At 72.4% G+C, this 18,807-nt stretch carries 14 protein-coding genes; 5 read left to right on the top strand and 9 right to left on the bottom strand.

What is annotated here, in order from left to right; all coding sequences use genetic code 11:
* Positions 1-31 precede the first annotated feature (31 nt).
* From BN3794_RS02605 to tsaD, 3 genes are all read right to left on the bottom strand, one after another.
* A complete protein-coding gene (locus tag BN3794_RS02605) occupies positions 32-1,360 on the bottom strand; it encodes a mechanosensitive ion channel family protein (RefSeq protein ID WP_066092893.1) in 1,329 nt (442 codons plus the stop codon).
* Positions 1,360-1,713, bottom strand: a complete 354-nt coding sequence (gene folB / locus BN3794_RS02600; protein ID WP_066092890.1) for a dihydroneopterin aldolase — start codon at positions 1,711-1,713, stop codon at positions 1,360-1,362. The genes BN3794_RS02605 and folB overlap by 1 nt, the downstream gene beginning before the upstream one ends.
* Before the next feature lie 103 nt (positions 1,714-1,816).
* On the bottom strand, positions 1,817-2,851 hold the full coding sequence (gene tsaD / locus BN3794_RS02595) for a tRNA (adenosine(37)-N6)-threonylcarbamoyltransferase complex transferase subunit TsaD (RefSeq protein WP_066092887.1): 1,035 nt from the start codon (positions 2,849-2,851) through the stop codon (positions 1,817-1,819).
* Positions 2,852-3,019: 168 nt separating this feature from the next.
* On the opposite strand from tsaD, the gene rpsU reads away from it, so the two are divergent.
* The 5 genes from rpsU (at position 3,020) to BN3794_RS02570 (ending at position 8,932) form a co-directional block, all read left to right on the top strand.
* Positions 3,020-3,235, top strand: a complete 216-nt coding sequence (gene rpsU / locus BN3794_RS02590; RefSeq protein ID WP_002808376.1) for a 30S ribosomal protein S21 — start codon at positions 3,020-3,022, stop codon at positions 3,233-3,235.
* A 118-nt stretch (positions 3,236-3,353) separates the two neighbouring features.
* On the top strand, positions 3,354-3,800 hold the full coding sequence (locus tag BN3794_RS02585; protein WP_066092884.1) for a GatB/YqeY domain-containing protein: 447 nt from the start codon (positions 3,354-3,356) through the stop codon (positions 3,798-3,800).
* 905 nt (positions 3,801-4,705) lie between these two features.
* Positions 4,706-5,599 (top strand): YihY/virulence factor BrkB family protein, encoded by an 894-nt coding sequence (locus tag BN3794_RS02580; RefSeq protein ID WP_066092881.1) that lies wholly within the window; start codon positions 4,706-4,708, stop codon positions 5,597-5,599.
* Positions 5,600-6,101: 502 nt separating this feature from the next.
* Positions 6,102-7,817, top strand: coding sequence for a DNA primase (dnaG, locus tag BN3794_RS02575; protein WP_066092878.1), 1,716 nt, complete (start codon positions 6,102-6,104; stop codon positions 7,815-7,817).
* A 107-nt stretch (positions 7,818-7,924) separates the two neighbouring features.
* A complete protein-coding gene (locus BN3794_RS02570) occupies positions 7,925-8,932 on the top strand; it encodes a bile acid:sodium symporter family protein (RefSeq protein WP_066092875.1) in 1,008 nt (335 codons plus the stop codon).
* A 3-nt stretch (positions 8,933-8,935) separates the two neighbouring features.
* Here BN3794_RS02570 and BN3794_RS02565 read toward each other — a convergent pair whose 3' ends face one another.
* From BN3794_RS02565 to BN3794_RS02540, 6 genes are all read right to left on the bottom strand, one after another.
* Entirely contained in the window at positions 8,936-9,814 is an 879-nt protein-coding gene (locus BN3794_RS02565) for a transglutaminase family protein (RefSeq protein WP_066092872.1), read from the bottom strand.
* Positions 9,815-10,024: 210 nt separating this feature from the next.
* Positions 10,025-12,424 (bottom strand): circularly permuted type 2 ATP-grasp protein, encoded by a 2,400-nt coding sequence (locus BN3794_RS02560; protein ID WP_066092869.1) that lies wholly within the window; start codon positions 12,422-12,424, stop codon positions 10,025-10,027.
* Positions 12,425-12,510: 86 nt separating this feature from the next.
* On the bottom strand, positions 12,511-13,050 hold the full coding sequence (locus BN3794_RS02555; protein ID WP_066092866.1) for a TlpA family protein disulfide reductase: 540 nt from the start codon (positions 13,048-13,050) through the stop codon (positions 12,511-12,513).
* A gap of 139 nt (positions 13,051-13,189) precedes the next feature.
* Entirely contained in the window at positions 13,190-16,567 is a 3,378-nt protein-coding gene (locus tag BN3794_RS02550) for a transglutaminase family protein (RefSeq protein ID WP_066092863.1), read from the bottom strand.
* A 61-nt stretch (positions 16,568-16,628) separates the two neighbouring features.
* The gene (locus tag BN3794_RS02545) at positions 16,629-17,513 is read right to left on the bottom strand and encodes a heme o synthase (RefSeq protein ID WP_066092860.1); all 885 of its coding nucleotides are present in this window, start codon (positions 17,511-17,513) and stop codon (positions 16,629-16,631) included.
* A complete protein-coding gene (locus BN3794_RS02540) occupies positions 17,510-18,679 on the bottom strand; it encodes a COX15/CtaA family protein (protein ID WP_066092857.1) in 1,170 nt (389 codons plus the stop codon). Before BN3794_RS02540 ends, BN3794_RS02545 begins: the two co-directional genes overlap by 4 nt.
* Between the last annotated feature and the right edge of the window lie 128 nt (positions 18,680-18,807).

Here is an 18,807-nt window from a genome sequence, read left to right as displayed (position 1 = left end):
ACCGCGTCAAGCATTCGGCCGGTGCCCGCGGCTAGCCGGTGATGGCCGCCAGGATGCGGTTCTTCTGCGGGTTCCTGGCCTCGGCATCGCGCATCAGCATCGCGTCGCTGGATACCTGGAACACGTGCAGGTCGAACGACGGCAGCACCGCCAGCAGGTGGTCGATCACGTCGGCCTGGATCCGCTCGTAGCCGACGATGCCGGTCTGGTCGGCGAAGCACCAGATCTCCAGCGGCAGGCCGTTGAAATCGGACTGCAGCTCGCGCACGAACAGCAGCATGTCCGGGCGGATCTGCGGGTGGTGCCGCAGGTACTGGTCGACGTAGGCGCGGAAGGCGCCCAGGTTGGTCAGCTGGCGCCCCGCGGTGGGTTTCATGCCCTTGGCCGCCAGCGATGCCGTCCACGCCGCGAACTCCTTGCGCTTGCCGTCGATGTAGTCGGTCAGCAGCGGGAACTGGTGCAGGCGCTCGACCTCCTCGTCGGTCAGGAAGCGCACGCTGTGCTGGTCCAGGCGCAGCGAGCGCTTGATCCGGCGCCCGCCGGAGTCGTACATGCCGCGCCAGTTCTTGAACGAGTCGCTGATCAGCTTCTTGGTCGGGATCGTGGTGACGGTCATGTCCCAGTTCTGCACCGTCACCGTGTGCAGGGCGATGTCGAGCACCGTGCCGTCGGCGTCCTGGCTGGGCATCTCGATCCAGTCGCCGATGCGCACGCGCCCATCGCTGCTGATCTGCACGCTGGCCACCAGCGACAGCAGCGTGTCCTGGAACACCAGGATCAGCACCGCCATGATCGCGCCCAGACCGGTGACGATGTGGCCGATCGACACGCCGGCGAAGGTGGCCACCATCGACAGCCCGGCCAGCACGTAGACGATGATCTTGACCACCTGCAGGAAGCCCTTGATCGGGCGGTTGCGGGCGTCGGGGCGGCGTTCGTAGAGCTCGTTGACCAGGTCCAGCGCCTTGGAGATCGCCACCGCCACGGTCAGCGCGATGAACACCTGGCAGCCCGCGCGCAGGCCGGCCACCAGCTTGGCCGGCAGGTCCGGCACCGCGACCAGCCCGGCCTGGATCACCAGCGCCGGCACCACGTTGGCCAGGCGCGGGATCACCGACATGTGCAGCGGCTTGCCGTCGCCGTCCTGGCGCGCCCACGGCGAGCGGCTGAGGATGTTCTGCAGGACGCGCAGCAGGATGCGCTTGGTCACCCAGTTGGCCAGCCACGCCACCAGCAGCAGCGTGCCGACCACCACCAGGTCGTAGACGCCCGGGTACGGCGCCAGCATCTTCTGCAGGACGTTGAGCTTCTCGTCCAGCAGCAGGTGGTCCACCTTCACGTCGGTCTTCAGGCTCGCCATCACGCCACCCCGCGCTCGATCACCACCCCGACCGCGTCGGCGCCGCGCACCGCGCCGGGCTTGCTCAGCTTCAACCGCAGCCACGGCACGCCGAATTCGTCCATCACGATCTGCGCGCAGCGCTCGGCCAGGGTCTCCACCAGGCCGTAGTCGGACTGCTCCACGAACTCGACCAGGCGCTTGCTCACCGCCTTGTAGTTCAGAGTGAGGGCGATGTCGTCGCTGGCGGCCGGGCGACGGTTGTCGAAGGCCATCTCCAGGTCGAAGCGCAGGGTCTGGCGGATGCGCCGCTCCCAGTCGTAGATGCCGATCAGGGCGTCGATGCGCAGCCCTTCGATGAAAACCTTGTCCATTGCGGCGTCGGGCGGTTGCGAGGCGGCCATGTTAGCCGCTGCGGCCGGCACGCACCGTGCACGGCGGGCGCCGGGACACACCGGCGGGCGCGCGCTGCGCGTTTCAGGCGGCCTGCAGCGGCGGCAGCGTGGCCATGTCCCAGCGCGGCACCACGCGCACGGACGCGTCCACGTGCTGGCCGGCCTGCAGGCGCAGCGCGCCGGCGAAGGCGATCATCGCGCCGTTGTCGGTGCACAGCGCCGGCGGCGGGAAGCACGCGCGGCCGCCGCGGCGTGCGGCCATCGCCTGCAGGCGCTCGCGCAGGCGGCGGTTGGCGCCCACCCCGCCGGCCACGATCAGCGTATCGGCGGCGGCGGCGTCCAGCGCGCGCTCGCACTTGATCGCCAGGGTGTCCACCACCGCGTCCTCGAAGCCGCGCGCGATGTCCGCGCGGGTCTGCTCGCCGCGGTCGCTGTGCTGCCAGGCCAGCAGCACCTGGGTCTTGAGCCCGGAGAAACTGAAGTCCAGGCCGGGGCGGTCGGTCATCGGCCGGGCGAAGCGGAACGCGCCGGGCGTACCGCGCTCGGCCAGCGCCGCCAGCTGCGGACCGCCGGGGTACGGCAGGCCCATCAGCTTGGCGGTCTTGTCGAAGGCCTCGCCGGCGGCGTCGTCCAGGGTCTCGCCGAGCAGGCGGTAGCGGCCGATGGCCTCCACCGCGATCAGCTGGGTATGCCCGCCGGAGACCAGCAGCGCCACGAACGGCGGTGCCGGCGGATCCTCGCCCATCAGCGGCGCCAGCAGGTGGCCCTCCATGTGGTGCACGCCGACCGCCGGCACGTCCAGCGCCCAGGCCAGCGCGCGCGCCACGCCGGCGCCGACCAGCAGCGCGCCGACCAGTCCCGGCCCGGCGGTGTAGGCCACCCCGTCCAGGTCGCGCGGGGCCAGCCCGGCCTCGGCCAGGGTCTGGCGGATCAGCGGCAGCGCCTTGCGCACGTGGTCGCGGCTGGCCAGCTCCGGCACCACGCCGCCATAGCGGGCGTGCAGGGCGATCTGGCTGTACACCTCGTGGGCGCGCAGCGCCGCCGGGCCGGACAGGGCGGTGTCGTACACGGCCACGCCGGTCTCGTCGCAGGAGGATTCGATGCCGAGGACTTTCATGCGACCATTGTGGGCCCTGTGGCGCGCCGCACAAGGGGACGGGACTTGCGGCGGCCGATCTGGCCGCTATAATGAGCGGCTCACCGGGCCAGCCCCGGTATCGTTTGTGCGAGTCCCATTCGCAAAGCCCGGCCACACCGGCCGGACTGCCCACTTTCCGGAGATTCCATGCCTAGCGTCAAAGTCCGCGAGAACGAGCCCTTCGAGTTTGCGCTCCGTCGCTTCAAGCGCACCTGCGAAAAGGCCGGCGTTCTGGCCGAGACCCGCAAGCGCGAGTTCTACGAAAAGCCGACCCAGGAACGCAAGCGCAAGGCCGCTGCCGCGGTGAAGCGCCAGCTGCGTCGCTCCTCGCGCGACGTCACCAAGCGCCAGCGCCTGTACTGATTCCGGGTAGACCCGCCGGCCATGGCCGACGGGCAGGCTCCGCAAGGCCGGCACGCGCAAGCGTAGCCGGCTTTTTGCGTTGGCCCGGTTCCCATCCTTCCGCTTCCAGGAGTCCAGCATGAGCCTCAAGCAGCAGCTCACCGACGACATGAAGGCCGCCATGAAGGGCGGCGACAAGCACACCCTCGGCGTGGTCCGGCTGATCAACGCCGCCATCAAGCAGCGCGAAGTGGACGAGCGCATCACCCTCGACGATGCCGCCGTGGTGGCCGTGCTCGACAAGATGGTCAAGCAGCGCCGCGATTCGGTGGAGCAGTACGCCGCCGCCGGCCGCGAGGACCTGGCCGACGTCGAGCGCAGCGAGATCACGGTGATCGAGCACTACCTGCCGGCCAAGCTCGGCGAGGCCGAAATCCAGGCCGCCATCGCCGCGGCCATCGCCCAGACCGGCGCCGCCGGCCCGGCCGACATGGGCAAGCTGATGGGCGCGCTCAAGCCGCAGCTCGCCGGCAAGGCCGACATGGGCCAGGTCTCCGCGCTGGTGAAGAAGGCGCTGGCCGGCTGAGGCCCCGTCCGGCCCTGCCTGGTCCGGATCGGATCCGGCGCGGGGCCGGGCCTCCGGCGGGCGGGCCGACGCACCCGCGCGCCGGCAGACGCTGGTATCGCGCTGTCCCCGTGGATGGCACCGGCGCGCCGAGGGCCGTGGCCTGTCAGCCGCGGGCGCAGGGCCGTCGTGTCAGCTTGGTGGCCTGGCAGGGTTGGCGGGCGGCAGGCGGTGGCTTGTGGCGGCTTGGCGGCTTGGCGGCTTGGCGGCTTGGCGGCTTGGCGGCTTGGCGGCTTGGCGGCTTGGCGGCTTGGCGCCAGGCTATTCCCGGACTGCCGGCCACAGGCGATCCTCGTAGGCGGGCTCGTCCGTCGCTCGACCTGTCCGGCAACATCGGCTGGAGTTCTCCTAGCTGATGTTGCCCGCGAAAGTGGGGATCCACCCCATCGAGGTCGAGCGGGTCATTTCTGGAACGCCAAACGGGAAAGGCGTGCCGGCGGAGCATGCCGCTGCACGCTTCCCCGCCCTGCGGGACTGGCGGCTGCCGTACCGGCGCAGCGGACACCGCAGCGATGCCCGCGTGGGATCGCTGCCCGGTCAACGCGGACCCGGGGCTGCTGCGCGCAGGTGCGCATGGTGTCGATGCCCGGCGCTTGCAGTGCCTTCGCCCCCCGCAACAGGCAGACAGGCGGATCACGGCCGGCGCGCAGCCGTGTCCAGCCGCAGCCGGCGGTCCTGAAAATCCGAAGGCCCGAAGTCCACGGGGCGCCAACTGTCCGGGAGCCAGGGACCCAGGACCGGGCCCGGGATGTCCTCTGCGCGGCAGACGTGCAGTCCCGCTAGCTCCCCCCGGACAGCCGCCCGCCTTCATGCAGCCTGGCCGGAAGGTCTGCTAGAAACGGGACGTTTCCCCCGCAGTGAGCTGCATGACCCTTTCCCTGTCGCCACGCGTGCAATCCCTGTTCGAGCGCCTCCAGCGCAGCCTGCCCTTCGCGGTGGGCGAGCGCTTCGTCGAGGCGGACGTGCTCACCCAGGCCGCCTCGCTCTCGTTCTATGCGCTGCTGTCGATGGCCCCGCTGCTGGTGCTGATCCTGTGGCTGACCGCCTCGCTCTATCCCGAGGCGCAGCTGGCGCTGCAGGGCCAGGTGCGCGAGATGGCCGGCCCGGAGGCGGCCGCCGTCGTCCACACCGTGCTCGACAATGCGCGCCAGCAGCCCAGCGTCGGCTCGCTGGCCGGGCTGTGGAGCACGCTGCTGCTGTTCGTCGGTGCCACCGCGGTATTCGCCCGCCTGCAGGGCGCGCTCAACCTGATCTTCCGCAACCCGCGCCACGACGGTGGCGGCGTGCTGGCATGGCTGCGCAAGCGGGTGTTCTCCTTCGGGGTGGTGTTCGCCCTGGGGTTCCTGCTGATCGTGTCGATGGTGCTCACCACCGCCCTGCGCGTGGCCTTCGACACCATTCCCTCGGTCCTGCCGCTGCTGGGCTACCTGGTCACGCTGCTGCTGTACATGACCGGCTTCGCCTTCCTCTACCACTTCCTGCCCGACCGCCCGGTGCGCTGGCGCGAGGCGCTGCTGGGCGGGGCGATCACCGCCTGCCTGTTCGCCGCAGGCCGCTACGGCATCGACCTGTACCTGGCCCGCGCCGCGCCCGGCAGCGCCTACGGCTCGATGGGCACGCTGGTGATCGCGCTGGTCTGGGTCTACTACGCCAGCGTGGTGTTCTTTGCCGGGGCGCTGATCACCGCGGTGCTGGACGAGCGCCTGAACGGGCCGGCGCACGCGGCACCCGCGCCGCCCCCGGACCCGCCTGCCGGCTGATCCGCGCGCCGGTGTCGCCCGGCACAGCGGGGGGACAGCCGGCACGTGGCATCCTATGCGGCCCGCCGGTACCCCTGGACGATGCCTCACTCGCGATCCCCCGTGCATCACCGGCCGCGCTCCGTCCGGTCGCGCTGCGTGCCGGGCGGCGCCGTCCTCGCCGCGCCCGGTGCCGCCGGACAGGTCGCCATGCTCCGTACGGATGGAGACCGCGGCATTGCATCCGGCGTGCACGGGACCGCACCGCATCCGCTCGCCCCGGGCCCCCGCCCGGGCCGCGGGCCCGCGGCCGGCTCCGGCGCGGGCAAGGCTCCGGACAGGCTGCCGCCCCTGGCCGCGCCGGGGTACCTTGCAGGGGTGGCCCGCACCCGGCCACTTCCGCCGCGGCCGTGCGCGGTGCAACGGCCACGGCCGGCTTCGCCGGGACCGGGCGCCCGCACGGCCTGACCCCGCACGCCCTTCCTCCCCCCCCCCATACCCGCAACGCTGGATTTCCGAAGCAATGGCACGCATCCCCGACGCATTCATCGACGACCTGCTGGCCAGGACGGACATCGTCGAGGTGGTCGGCGCGCGCGTGCCGCTCAAGCGCCAGGGCAAGGAATACTCGGCGCGCTGCCCGTTCCACGACGAGCGTTCGGCTTCGTTCTACGTCTCCCCGACCAAGCAGTTCTACCACTGCTTCGGCTGCGGCGCGCACGGCACCGCGATCAGCTTCCTGATGGAATACGACCGCCTGGAGTTCCTCGACGCGGTCGACGAGCTGGCCAAGCGCGCCGGCATGGAGGTGCCGCGCGGCGAGACCCGCGATGCCGCCCACCAGGACGAGAGCCGGGAGGTGTTCTCCGCGCTGGAGGCCGCCGCGAAGTTCTTCCAGAAGCAGCTCGAGGACAGCCCGGCCGCGCGCGACTACCTGGCCGGCCGCGGCGTGGATGCCGACACCATCGCCCGCTTCCGCATCGGCTACGCCCCCGACGGCTACAGCGCGCTCAAGGACGCGCTGGGCCGCGACGAGCGGCGCATGAAGCTGCTCGACAAGGCCGGCCTGTTCTCCAAGAACGAGCGCGGCCACGTCTACGACAAGTTCCGCGACCGGGTGATGTTCCCGATCTTCGACCGGCGCGGGCGGGTGATCGCCTTCGGCGGGCGCGTGCTGCGCAAGGAGGACGGCCCCAAGTACCTGAACTCGCCGGAGACCGCGCTGTTCCACAAGGGCCGCGAGCTGTACGCGCTGTGGCAGGTACGCCAGGCGCACCAGAAGATCGAGCGGCTGATCGTGGTCGAGGGCTACATGGACGTGGTCAGCCTGTTCCAGTTCGGGGTCACCCAGGCAGTGGCCACGCTCGGCACGGCGACCACGCCCGACCATGCCGAGCTGCTGTTCCGCAACGCCCCGGACGTGTACTTCTGCTTCGACGGCGACAACGCCGGGCGCAAGGCTGCCTGGCGGGCGCTGGAGTCGGTGCTGCCGCGGATGAAGGACGGCCGCCAGGCGTTCTTCCTGTTCCTGCCCGAGGGCGAGGACCCGGACACCATCGTGCGCAAGGAGGGCAAGGACGCGTTCGACGCGCGCCTGAAGGACGCGGTGCCGCTGTCGCGGTTCTTCTTCGACGAGCTCGGCCGCGAGGCCAACCTGGCTACCCTGGACGGGCGCGCGCGCCTGGCCGAGAAGGCGCGGCCGATGCTGGCGCAGATCCCCGACGGGGCCTTCGGCGACCTGATGCGGCAGGAGCTGGCGCGCCTGACCGGCGTGGGCGCCGGCACGCGCGCAGCGGCCGGCGCGCCGCCACCGCCGCGCGCGCCGGTGCACAAGCGCAGCCTGGTGCGCGGCGCCATCGCCCTGATCCTGCAGAAGCCGGCGCTGGCGCTGGTGCTGCAGGAGCGCCAGATCGCCGGCCTGCGCCAGCCCGGCGTGGACCTGCTGCTGGAACTGGTGGAACTGGTGCGCCAGCGCCCGGACATCTCCACCGGCGCGCTGCTGGAACACTTCGCCGGCCGCCCGGAACTGGACGCGCTGCAGCGGCTGGCGTCGCTGGCGCTGCCCGGCGATGCCGCCAGCTGGACCACCGAGCTGCAGGACGCCGGCCTGCGCCTGGAGCGCCAGCTGCTGCAGCAGCGCCTGGAGGAACTGCAGGCCAAGCAGCGCGAGCGCGGCCTGGACGAGCTGGACAAGTACGAGCTGCGCGAGCTGCTCAAGGCGCGCGCGGCCCAGCCCTGATCCGCCGGACTGCCATGCACGCGCCGATCGCCGGACAATAGCGCCACCGCGGGCCCGGGAACGGCCGGTCCCGCCTTCTCCCCCATGCCCCGGACATCCGCCGCCCCATGACCTCCCTGCTCAAGCGCCTGAACATCGACCCGTTCACCCTGGCCCTGCTGGCCACGGTGACCCTGGCCTCGCTGCTGCCGGTCTCCGGCGCCGCGGCCCGCGTCATGGACGTGGTCACCGACCTGGCCATCGCCGCGCTGTTCTTCCTGCACGGGGCCAAGCTCTCGCGCGACGCGATCAAGGCCGGCATGCTGCACTGGCGCCTGCACCTGACCATCCTGGCCTGCACCTTCGTGCTGTTCCCGGTGCTGGGCCTGCTGTTCAAGCCCCTGGCCCACGCCGTGCTCACCCCGGACCTGTTCGTCGGCCTGCTGTTCCTGTGCGCGCTGCCGTCCACCGTGCAGTCCTCGATCGCCTTCACCTCGATGGCCGGCGGCAACGTGCCGGCGGCGGTGTGCGCGGCCTCGCTGTCGAGCCTGCTGGGCGTGTTCATCACCCCGCTGCTGATGGGCGTGCTGCTCGGTACCCACGGTGCGATGGCCGACCCGTGGGTCGCCATCGGCAAGATCCTGCTGCAGCTGCTGGTGCCGTTCCTGGCCGGCCACCTGCTGCGGCCGTGGATCGGCGCGTGGGTCGAACGCCACCGCCCGGTGCTGCGCTGGACCGACCAGGGCACCATCCTGCTGGTGGTCTACACCGCCTTCAGCGCGGCGGTGATCGAGGGCCTGTGGCGCGACACGCCGCTGTCGGCGCTGCTGATGGTGGTGCTGGCCGCGGCGGTGCTGCTGGCCGCGGCGATGACCCTGATCACCTTCATCGCGCGCCGGCTCGGCTTCGACCGCGCCGACGAGATCGCCATCGTGTTCTGCGGCTCGAAGAAGAGCCTGGCCACCGGCGTGCCGATGGCCAAGGTGATGTTCGCGGGCTCCAGCCTGGGCGCGATCGTGCTGCCGATCATGCTCTACCACCAGATCCAGCTGATCGTCTGCGCCTTCGTCGCCCAGCGCTATGCGCGCGGCAACGCCGCCGCGAAGGCCGCGGCGGCCGGCAGCGCCGGCCGCTGAGGCTCAGGCCAGCGGCAGCACGTCCACCGACTGGCTGGACTCCTGCGCGCCGGAGGTCTTGAGCACGCCGTTGATCAGGCTGACGTCGCCGTAGTCGCGGCCGTAGGCGATCACGATGTGGTCGTCGCCGGCGGCGATGGCGTTGGTCGGGTCGAACTCCTGCCAGCCCATCTCGCGCCCGCACCAGGCGCGCACCCAGGCATGGGTGGCGTCGGCGCCTTCCAGCCGCGGCTGGCCCGGCGGCGGCACGGTGCGCAGGAAACCGCTGACGTAGCCGGCCGGGATGCCGAGCCCGCGCAGGCCGGCGATCATCACGTGGGTGAAGTCCTGGCACACGCCGCGGCGCTGGGCGAAGGCCTGCGCCAGCGGCGTGTCCACCTCGGTGGCCTCGCCGTCGTAGGCGAAATCGGCGTGGATGCGCCGGCACAGGTCCTCCACGCAGGCGCGCACGCTGCGCCCGGCGACCGCGCTGCGCGCCGCGTAGCGGGTCACCTCGTGCACCGGCGGCACGTACGGCGTGGCCCCGCAGAAGTGGTGCGGGGCGTCGGCGGCCAGCGACCAGACCGCGGCGATCTCCGCGGCCAGCGCCGGCAGCGGCGGCGACAGGTCCAGGCCCGGCGGGGTGCGCGCCACCCTGACCCGGGCGCGCATCACCGCCTCCAGCCCGGCATGGGCGCCGCGGTAGCCGGCGCGCACCACGCGGTTGCCGAAGAAATCGCGGAATTCGCTGCGCTCGGCCGGGCGCGGGTCGAGCTCCAGGCTGGCGCGGACCACCTCCTGGATGCCGGGCAGGTCCGCCGGCAGCACCCGCGCCAGGTGCTGGCCGCCGGCGGCGGGGGCGGCGTATTCGTAGGCCAGGCGCAGCAGGATGTCGTAGTCCATCGGATCAGGGCCTGTGGTTGTCGGGATACCGGGCCGCGCCGCCGCATCGGCGATCGCCCGGACCGCCCTGCATGCAGGGCGCGGCCATCGTCCTTGGTGGCAAGCCCGGGGCCATCCGGCGCCGCCCCGCCCGCTTCCCGCCCGGCAGGGGCGCCGCGGCCGTCGGCGCCCGCGGCGCGGTATTCCCGGCGAAGACAGGCATCGGCGGGCCTAGCCGAAGTAGGCCGAGGACAGGCGGTCGGACAGCCCGGCCAGGCCGTCGGCCACCGCCTCGAGCAGGCCGGCGTCCACATCGGCCGGCTCGCGGATCGCCAGCAGGGTCTGCAGGCGCAGGCTCTCCTTGGCGATGCCGGACAGGTGGCTGCCGTCGTCCACGTCCGGCAGCTGGCCCAGTTCGTGGCGCAGCACGTCGAGCTGGAACAGCACCGAGCGCGGGTTGTGCGGGTCCAGCGCGAGCAGGTCGAGCACGCTCAGGCGGCCGGTGTCCACGCCGTAGCGGGCGCGGTGGGTGATCACGCTGTCGCCGATCTCCAGCAACGCGTCGCTGGCCCCGGACGGGGCCTCGTGCGGGGTGAAGGCCGCCAGCAGCCAGGCCATCTGGATGCCGCGCTCGATGCGCCGGCCGACCTCCAGGAAGCGCCAGCCGGCGAAGCGGTACATGTTCTCGTGGACCAGGCCGGAGAAGCCGGCCAGCTTGCGCAGGAGCACGCCCATCGCGCGCACCGCGTCGTCGCCCGGGCCGACCACGCTGGCGAAGCGGCGCGCGGTCTTGGCCAGGTCGCGCAGCGCCATCCAGCCGTCGGGCGAGAACCGGTCGCGGATGCGCCCGGCGCTGGTCACCGCGCTGTCGATGGCCATGACCAGGCCGGCCGGTACCGGCTCGGCCACGTCCACGCCGAGCGGATCGAGGTAGTCGGCCAGCGCGCGCAGCAGCGGCAGCTCCGGGTCCGGGCTCTCGGCCAGGCGCGCGTGCCAGGCGCGCAGGATGCGCGCGTAGCCTTCCAGGCGCTCGATGTAGCGCCCCAGCCAGAACAGGTTCTCGGCCGCCCGGCTGGGCAGCGGCGGCGGCACGGCGCGGGCGAAGGCCTCGTGCTCGCCGCGCAGCAGGGTCTCGTGGCGCGCCGCCGGGCGGTCGCCGAAGATCCACACGTCCGCAGCCTGGCCGCCGCTCTGCATGGTGATGGCGCGGTTGTCCAGCGAGAAGCCGACCCGGGCGAAGCCGCCGGGCATGATCCGCCAGCCGTCCGGGGTGCGCGCGGCATAGGCGCGCAGCACCAGCGGCCGCGGCTCCACCCCGGCGCCGGGCACGTGCACCGGTGTGGTCGACAGGGTCACCGCCTCCTGCCCGACCAGCTGCGCGCCCTCGCGCTGCAGCCGCGCCAGCAGGGTGCGGCGCCCGATCGGGTTCAGGCGCGCGCCGAGCACGGTCTCGCCGCCGTCCTCGAACGGCAGGCGGGTGGACAGCGCCGGGCCGATCATCATCCGTTCCAGGTGCTCGACCACGTGCGCGCGCTCGCGCTCCTGCCCGCACCACCAGGTGGCGATGCCCGACAGCGCCAGCGGCGCGCCGTCCCAGGCCTCGGCGATGCCGGGCAGGAAGGCCAGCAGCGCGCGCGTCTCCAGCAGGCCCGAGCCGGCGGCATTGGCCACGGTCACGGCGCGCTGGCGCAGCGCCTCGACCATGCCCGGGGTGCCGATGCGCGAATCCGGGCGCAGTTCCAGCGGATCGAGGAACTCCGCGTCCAGGCGCCGCCACAGCACGCTCACCGGCTTGAGCCCGGCCACCGTGCGCACCAGCAGGCGCCCGTCGCGCACGGTCAGGTCCTCGCCCTCCAGCAGCAGGAAGCCGAGGTAGCGGGCGATGTAGGCATGCTCGTAGTAGGTCTCGTTGTTCGGCCCGGGCGTGAGCAGGGCGACCCCGCCCTCGCCGGACAGGCGCAGCAGCGCATCGCGGAAGTGGCGGAAGAAGCCGGCCAGGCGGTGCACGTTGAGCTGGCCGAACACGTCGCCGAGCGCGCGCGTGGCGGCGACCCGGTTCTCCAGCGCGAAGCCGGCGCCGGACGGGGCCTGGGTGCGGTCGCCCAGCACCCACCAGCGCCCGTCCGGGCCGCGGCCCAGCTCGAACGCGCAGAAGTGCAGGTAGTGCCCGCCGCGCGGCGGCACGCCGACCACCGGCCGCAGGAACTCGGGATTGCCGGCCACCAGCGCCGGCGGCAGCAGGCCTTCGCGCACCAGCCGCTGCGGCCCGTGCAGGTCGGCGATCACCCGTTCCAGCAGGTCGGCGCGCTGGGCCAGCCCGTCGCTGATGCCGCGCCACTCCGCCTCGTGCAGCAGCACCGGCAGCGGCGCCAGCGGCCAGTCGCGTTCCTGCACGCCGCTGCGCCCGTAGTAGCGGTAGTACACGCCGGCGTCGGCCAGGTACTGGCGGGCGCGGGCGAAGCGCGCCTGCAGCCCGTCCTCGCCGATCCGGTGCAGCGCCTGCACCAGCGCCTCCCAGCCCGGGCGCAGCCGGCCGCGGGCATCGACCATCTCGTCGTACACCCCGTCGATCGGGTGGTAGCGCGACAACGGATCGTCGTCGGCGGGAAATACGGGCTGGGGCGCGGACATGCCGGAATTATGCCGGATCGCCCATTCCCCAGAGACCCTCCGGTAGCCGCCCGGCAGCTGCCGCCACGCAAGGCGCCGGCGGCATCCTAGGTCGCCGGCGTGGCGGCGGCCTTCTGCTGCTCGATCTCGCGCTCCATGACCTGGCGGATCTCGGCGAGGATGCCGTCGATGGAATCCGTGCCGTACCCGACGTGGTGGCTGACCACCGTGCCGCGGGGATCGATGAGCCACAGATTCGGATAGCTGTTGATGCCGTAGTGGGCGGCGGCGCCGGCCTTGCCGGTATCGCGCACCACCAGCAGGCGGTAGTCCTTCATGTTCCGCAGGATGTTCCGGTAGGCCTGCAGGTCCTCGTCCTCGTTCACCGCGATGACCTGCAGGAAATCGGTGCCGACGCGTTTTTGCAGGGCATCGAGCACCGGCAGCTCGCTCCGGCACGGACCGCACCACGAGGCCCAGAAGGTGAGCACCACGATCTTGCCGCGGTACGCGGACAGATCGACCGTCTCGCCACCATGGCTCCTGCCGAGCGCGGGGGGCGCCACCTCGCCCACGCTCGGGCCGGCGGCATGGGCGGAAAAGGCGGACAGGCAGAACAAGGCAAGCGACAGCAGTCCCGCACGCATGTCATGGTTCCTTCGCTGGGTGGCACGGATGATAGGTTCGGGCGCACCGCCGCCACAATCCCGCCCGGGCGGCAAGCGGGGGCCGGCGACCGGCGTGCCGGCACCCTTGCGCCGCACGATCGCCGGGTGGACAGCGGCGTCAATCGAGCCGCGGCCGGCGCAGGTCCAGCGTATGCGGGAACTCGCCGGAACGGCGCTCGGCGCGCAGGGCATAGCGCCCGGGCGTGTGGCCGTCGGCGACGAAGCGCGCCAGGCGGCGTGCCTCGGCCTCGTTGCCGTTGACCGGGAAGGTGTCGTAGTTGCGCCCGCCCGGATGCGCCACGTGGTAGGTGCAGCCGCCCAGCGCGCGCCCGCTCCAGCGGTCGTACAGGTCGAAATGCAGCGGCGCGTTGACCGGCAGCACCGGATGCAGGCCGCTGGCCGGCTGCCAGGCCTTGTAGCGCACCCCGGCCACGGCGGTGCCGGCCACACCGGTCGTCGTCATCGGCACCTCGCGGCCGTTGCAGGCGATGGCGTGGCGCTCGGGATTGAAGCCCTCGGCCAGCACCTGCAAGCGCTCGACCGAGGAATCGACGTAGCGCACGGTGCCGCCGATGGCGCCCTGCTCGCCGAGCACGTTCCACGGCTCCAGCGCCTGGCGCAGTTCCAGCCGCACGCCGTCGTATTCCACCTGGCCGCAGAACGGGAAGCGGAACTCCAGCTGCGCGGCGAACCATTCCGGCCGCATCGGGAAGCCGTGGCGGGACAGGTCGTCGAGCACGTCGAGGAAATCGGCCCAGACGTAGTGCGGCAGCATGAAACGGTCGTGCAGCTGGGTGCCCCAGCGCACGCACTCGCCGTCCAGCGGCGCGGCCCAGTAGCGCGCGACCAGCGCCCGCACCAGCAGCTGCTGGGCCAGGCTCATGCGCGCGTCCGGCGGCATCTCGAAGCCGCGGAACTCCACCAGTCCCAGCCGCCCGGTCGGCCCGTCGGGGGAGAACAGCTTGTCGATGCAGATCTCGGCGCGGTGGGTGTTGCCGGTGACATCGACCAGCAGGTTGCGCAGCAGCCGGTCCACCAACCACGGCAGCGGCGCCTCGCCCGCGCCCGGCGCCGGGATCTGCGCCAGCGCGATCTCCAGCTCGTACAGGCTGTCGTGGCGCGCCTCGTCGATGCGCGGGGCCTGGCTGGTGGGGCCGATGAACAGCCCGGAGAACAGGTAGGACATGGCCGGATGGCGCTGCCAGTGCAGGATCAGCGACTTGAGCAGGTCCGGGCGGCGCAGGAACGGGCTGTCGGCCGGGGTGGCGCCGCCGACCACCACGTGGTTGCCGCCGCCGGTACCGGTGTGGCGGCCGTCGATCATGTACTTGTCGGTGCCCAGCCGGGTCTGGCGGGCCTCCTCGTAGATCGCCTCGGTGGTGGCCACGCACTGGCGCCAGTTCGCCGCCGGGTGGATGTTGACCTCGATCACGCCCGGGTCCGGTGCCACCCGGATCACGTTCAGGCGCGGGTCCTGCGGCGGCGGGTAGCCCTCGATCTGCACCGGCAGGCCGAGCCGGCGCGCGGCGTCCTCGGCGGCGGCGACCAGCTCCAGGTAGTCCTCCAGCGCTTCCACCGGCGGCAGGAACACGCTCAGGTGGCCCTCGCGCGGCTCGACGCTGACGGCGGTGCGCACCGCACCGCCGATCTCCACGCGCTGCTCGACCCGGGCCTGGCGGGTGCCGCCGTCGGCGACGAAACTCGCTTCCTGCTGCGCCGGCACGGGCGCACCGGTCCCGGGCACCGCCCCGTCCACGCCGCGGCGCCCGGCCAGCACGGCATCGCGCGGCGGCAGCGGGCCGCGCTCGACCGCCGGGTCGAGCGGCACCACGTAGGGATAGTCGGCCGCGCGCACGTGCGGCAACGAGCCCAGCGGCAGGCGATAGCCGACCGGCGAATCGCCGGGCACCAGGAACAGCTTGCCGCGGCGGGTGCTCCACTTCTCGCTGCGCCAGCGGCCCTGCGGCAGGGCGCGGCTGTTCCAGCGCTGCACCGGCAGCACGTAGCCGGTCGGCGTGGTCAGCCCGCGCGCGAACACCGCCGCCATGCGCGCGCGCGCCTCCGGATCCTCGAGCTCGGGATTGGACGGATCGACGTTGGCCGGCAGCTCCGCCTCCTTGAGCAGCCACTCGCCCGGGTCCTCGTAGGCCGGCATCACCGTGTCCGCGCCCAGGCCCAGGTCGCCGGCCATGGCGTCCAGCAGGCGCTCGGCATCGCCGGGGCCGACCTCGGCCTGCATACCCTCGCGTGCGATCAACCCCGGGTCGGTCCAGATCGGCTCGCCGTCGGCGCGCCAGTACAGCGAGAAGGTCCAGCGCGGCAGCGACTCGCCCGGGTACCACTTGCCCTGGCCGTAGTGCAGGAAGCCGCCCGGGGCGAAGCGCTCGCGCAGCCGGCGGATCAGCGCGTCGGCCAGCGCGCGCTTGGTCGGGCCGACCGCGGCGGTGTTCCACTCGGGCGATTCGAAATCGTCGATGGAGATGAAGGTCGGCTCGCCCCCCATGGTCAGGCGCACGTCGCCGGCCTGCAGCGCCGCATCGACCTGCCCGCCGAGCGCGTCCAGCGCCTGCCAGCTCTCCTCGGAGAACGGCTTGGTGATGCGCGGGTGCTCGGCCACCCGGGTGACGCGCATGTCGAAGTCGAAATCGGTCTCCAGCGGGCCGTCGGCGACGAGCCCGCCGCTGATCGGCGCGGCGTTGCGGTAGTGCGGGGTCGCCGCCAGCGGGATGTGGCTCTCGCCGGTGAGCAGGCCGGAGGTGGCGTCCAGGCCGATCCAGCCAGCGCCGGGCAGGTAGACCTCAGCCCAGGCGTGCAGGTCGGTGAAATCGTGGTCGGTGCCGGGCGGGCCGTCCAGCGCCACCCGGTCGGGCTTGAGCTGGATCAGGTAGCCGGACACGAAGCGCGCGGCCAGGCCGAGGTGGCGCAGCGCCTGCACCAGCAGCCAGGCCGAGTCGCGGCACGAGCCGCTGGCCAGCGCCAGCGTCTGCTCCGGCGTCTGCACACCCGGCTCCATCCGGATCACGTATTTCACGTGGTGCTGGAGCGAGGCGTTGAGGGCGACCACGAAATCCACGGTGTTGCGCGGGCTGCGGTCGAGCGCGTCGAGGAAGGCGCGCATGCGCGGGCCGGCCGGCTCGGGCTCGAGGTAGATCGACAGGTCCGGGGCGATGTCGGCCGGGTAGGCGAACGGCCAGCGCTCGGCCTCTTCTTCCACGAAGAAGTCGAACGGGTTGTAGACCGTCATGTCGGCGACCAGGTCCACCTCGATCTTCAGCTCGGTGACCGGCTCGGGGAACACGTAGCGGGCCAGGAAGTTGCCGTACGGGTCCTGCTGGAGGTTGACGAAGTGCTCGGCCGGCGACACCCGCAGCGCATAGCTGAGCACCTTGGTGCGCGACTGCGGCGCGGGCTTGAGCTGGATCACCTGCGGGCCGAGCCGCACCGGGCGGCTGTAGCGGTAGTGGGTGAGGTGGTACAGCGCCGCGTGTATGGCCATGGCCGTCCCGTGCGTGCCGGCGTGGGGAACCGGCCCCGGGCAGATTACACGCCCGCGGCGGTCACGGCAGCCAGTGGTCCACCAGCAGGAACGCGAACAGCCCCATCAGGTACACCACCGAGTAGCCGAACATGCGCATCGGGAAGAAGTCGTCCGGCGGATCGAGCATGCGCCAGGCGTACCAGAGGAACACCGCGTCCAGCACCACCGCCCCGCCCAGGTAGAACGCGCCGGACATCCCCACCGCCACCGGCAGCAGCGTGGCCAGGGCCAGCAGCACCGAATACAGCAGGATCTGCCGGCGCGTGTAGGGCACGCCGTGGGTCACCGGCAGCATCGGGATGGAGGCCTTGGCGTAATCGTCGCGGCGGAAGATCGCCAGCGCCCAGAAATGCGGCGGCGTCCACACGAACACGATCAGCACCGGCAGCGCCGCGTAGGCCCAGTCCCAGGGGCCGCGCATGCCGGTCACCGCCGCCCAGCCGAGCATCGGCGGCATCGCGCCGGCCAGGCCGCCGATGACGATGTTCTGCGGCGTGGCCCGCTTGAGGTAGACGGTGTAGATCACCGCGTAGCCGATCAGCGAGGCGAAGGTCAGCACCGCGGTGATCACGTTCACCCACAGCACCAGGACCAGCATCGACAGGGCGATCAGCGCGCCGGCGAAGACCAGCACCTGTTCGGGCCGCACCTTGCCCACCACCAGCGGCCGCCACGAGGTGCGCGCCATCTGCGCGTCGATGCGCGCATCCAGCAGCTGGTTGATCGCCGCCGCCGCCGAGGCCGCCAGCCAGATGCCGAGCAGGCCGAACACGGCGTCGGCCAGCTGCGCAGCGGTGGGCAGCCCGGGCACGGCCAGCACCATGCCCACCAGCGCGGTGAACACGATCAGGCCCACCACCTTCGGCTTGGTCAGGTCCCAGTAGTCGCGGACGGTGGCGCTCATGCGGTCTCCGGTTCGCGGATGCGCGCCAGCAGCGACACCAGCACGAACAGCAGCGCCACCGCGCCGGCGTTGTGCAGCACCGAGACCGCCAGCGGCAGGGCCAGCTTGACGTTGAGGATGCCCAGGCCGACCTGCACCACCACCAGCGCCACCAGCGCCGCGGCCCAGCCGCGCATGCCCGGCAGCCGCCCCAGGCGCAGCGCCAGCCACAGCAGGTAGGCCGCCGCGGCCACCGCCACCATCCGGTGGCCCAGCTGGATGGCGATGCGCGAGGCGCCGTCGAGCACCCCGCCCTCGTAGTCCACGCCGATCCCGCGCCACAGCGTGTAGCCCTCGCGGAAATCGTGCGGCGGCCACCACTGGCCCACGCAGCGCGGGAAATTGTCCAGCGACCAGCTGCCGCCGCCGCACGCCAGCGCGGCGTAGTTGGCGCTGACCCAGCCGCCCAGGGCGATCTGCAGCCCCAGCAGCGCCAGGCCCAGGCGCAGCAGCCACTTCCAGCGCGCGGCATCGGCCAGCAGGATCGGTAGGTGGGTGGCGCGCCAGGCCATCCACACCAGCAGCGCGAAGGTGACCATGCCGCCAAGCAGGTGGCCCATGACCACGATGGGCTTCAGCAGCCAGGTCACCGTCCACATGCCCAGCAGCGCCTGGAACACGATCATCGCCAGCGCCAGCGCCGACACCCGGGCGAGGTCGGCATTGGACCAGCGCAGCGCGGCCACCAGCAGCAGCGCCTCGCCGCCGAAGGCGAGCACGCTAGCCAGCACGTGCTCGCCGTGCATGTACAGGGGGATGCCCAGCGCCACCAGCACCATCGAGGCCACCACCTGGCTGACCCCGAGGCGGCGCCGGCGCGCGGCCAGGATCGCCAGCAGCAGGATCTCGATGCTCAGCGAGCCGGCCAGGAAGCGGTGCACCTGCTCGCGCCAGGCCTTGTGCGTCTCCAGCGGGCGGATGTGCGCGGCGGCATGGTCGAGGATCTCGGCGGGCGCCTGCGGCCAGGCGATGCGGCCGTAGCAGGTGGGCCAGTCCGGGCAGCTCAGCCCGGCATCTGACAGGCGCACGAACGAGCCGAACACGATGGTGCCGGCGGTCATCAGCGCGGCCAGCCAGGCCATGCGGTGGAAATGCCGGAACAGGGCCGGACGGGCGAGAAGGTTCATGTGCGGCAATTCTCCGGGATCGCGACGGCCACGCCGGGCACGGACTGCCGCCGACGGCGTCCCGGAACGGGGACGGGGGGACGGGGGATTTTCTCATGCCTGCCGCGCCATTGCCTGCCGGACCGGCG

Source organism: Xanthomonas massiliensis, assembly GCF_900018785.1.
GTDB classification, from domain to species: Bacteria; Pseudomonadota; Gammaproteobacteria; order Xanthomonadales; family Xanthomonadaceae; genus Xanthomonas_B; species Xanthomonas_B massiliensis.
The sequence above is the reverse complement of the archived record's forward strand: the minus strand, read 5'-3'. Positions and strand labels throughout refer to the sequence as shown.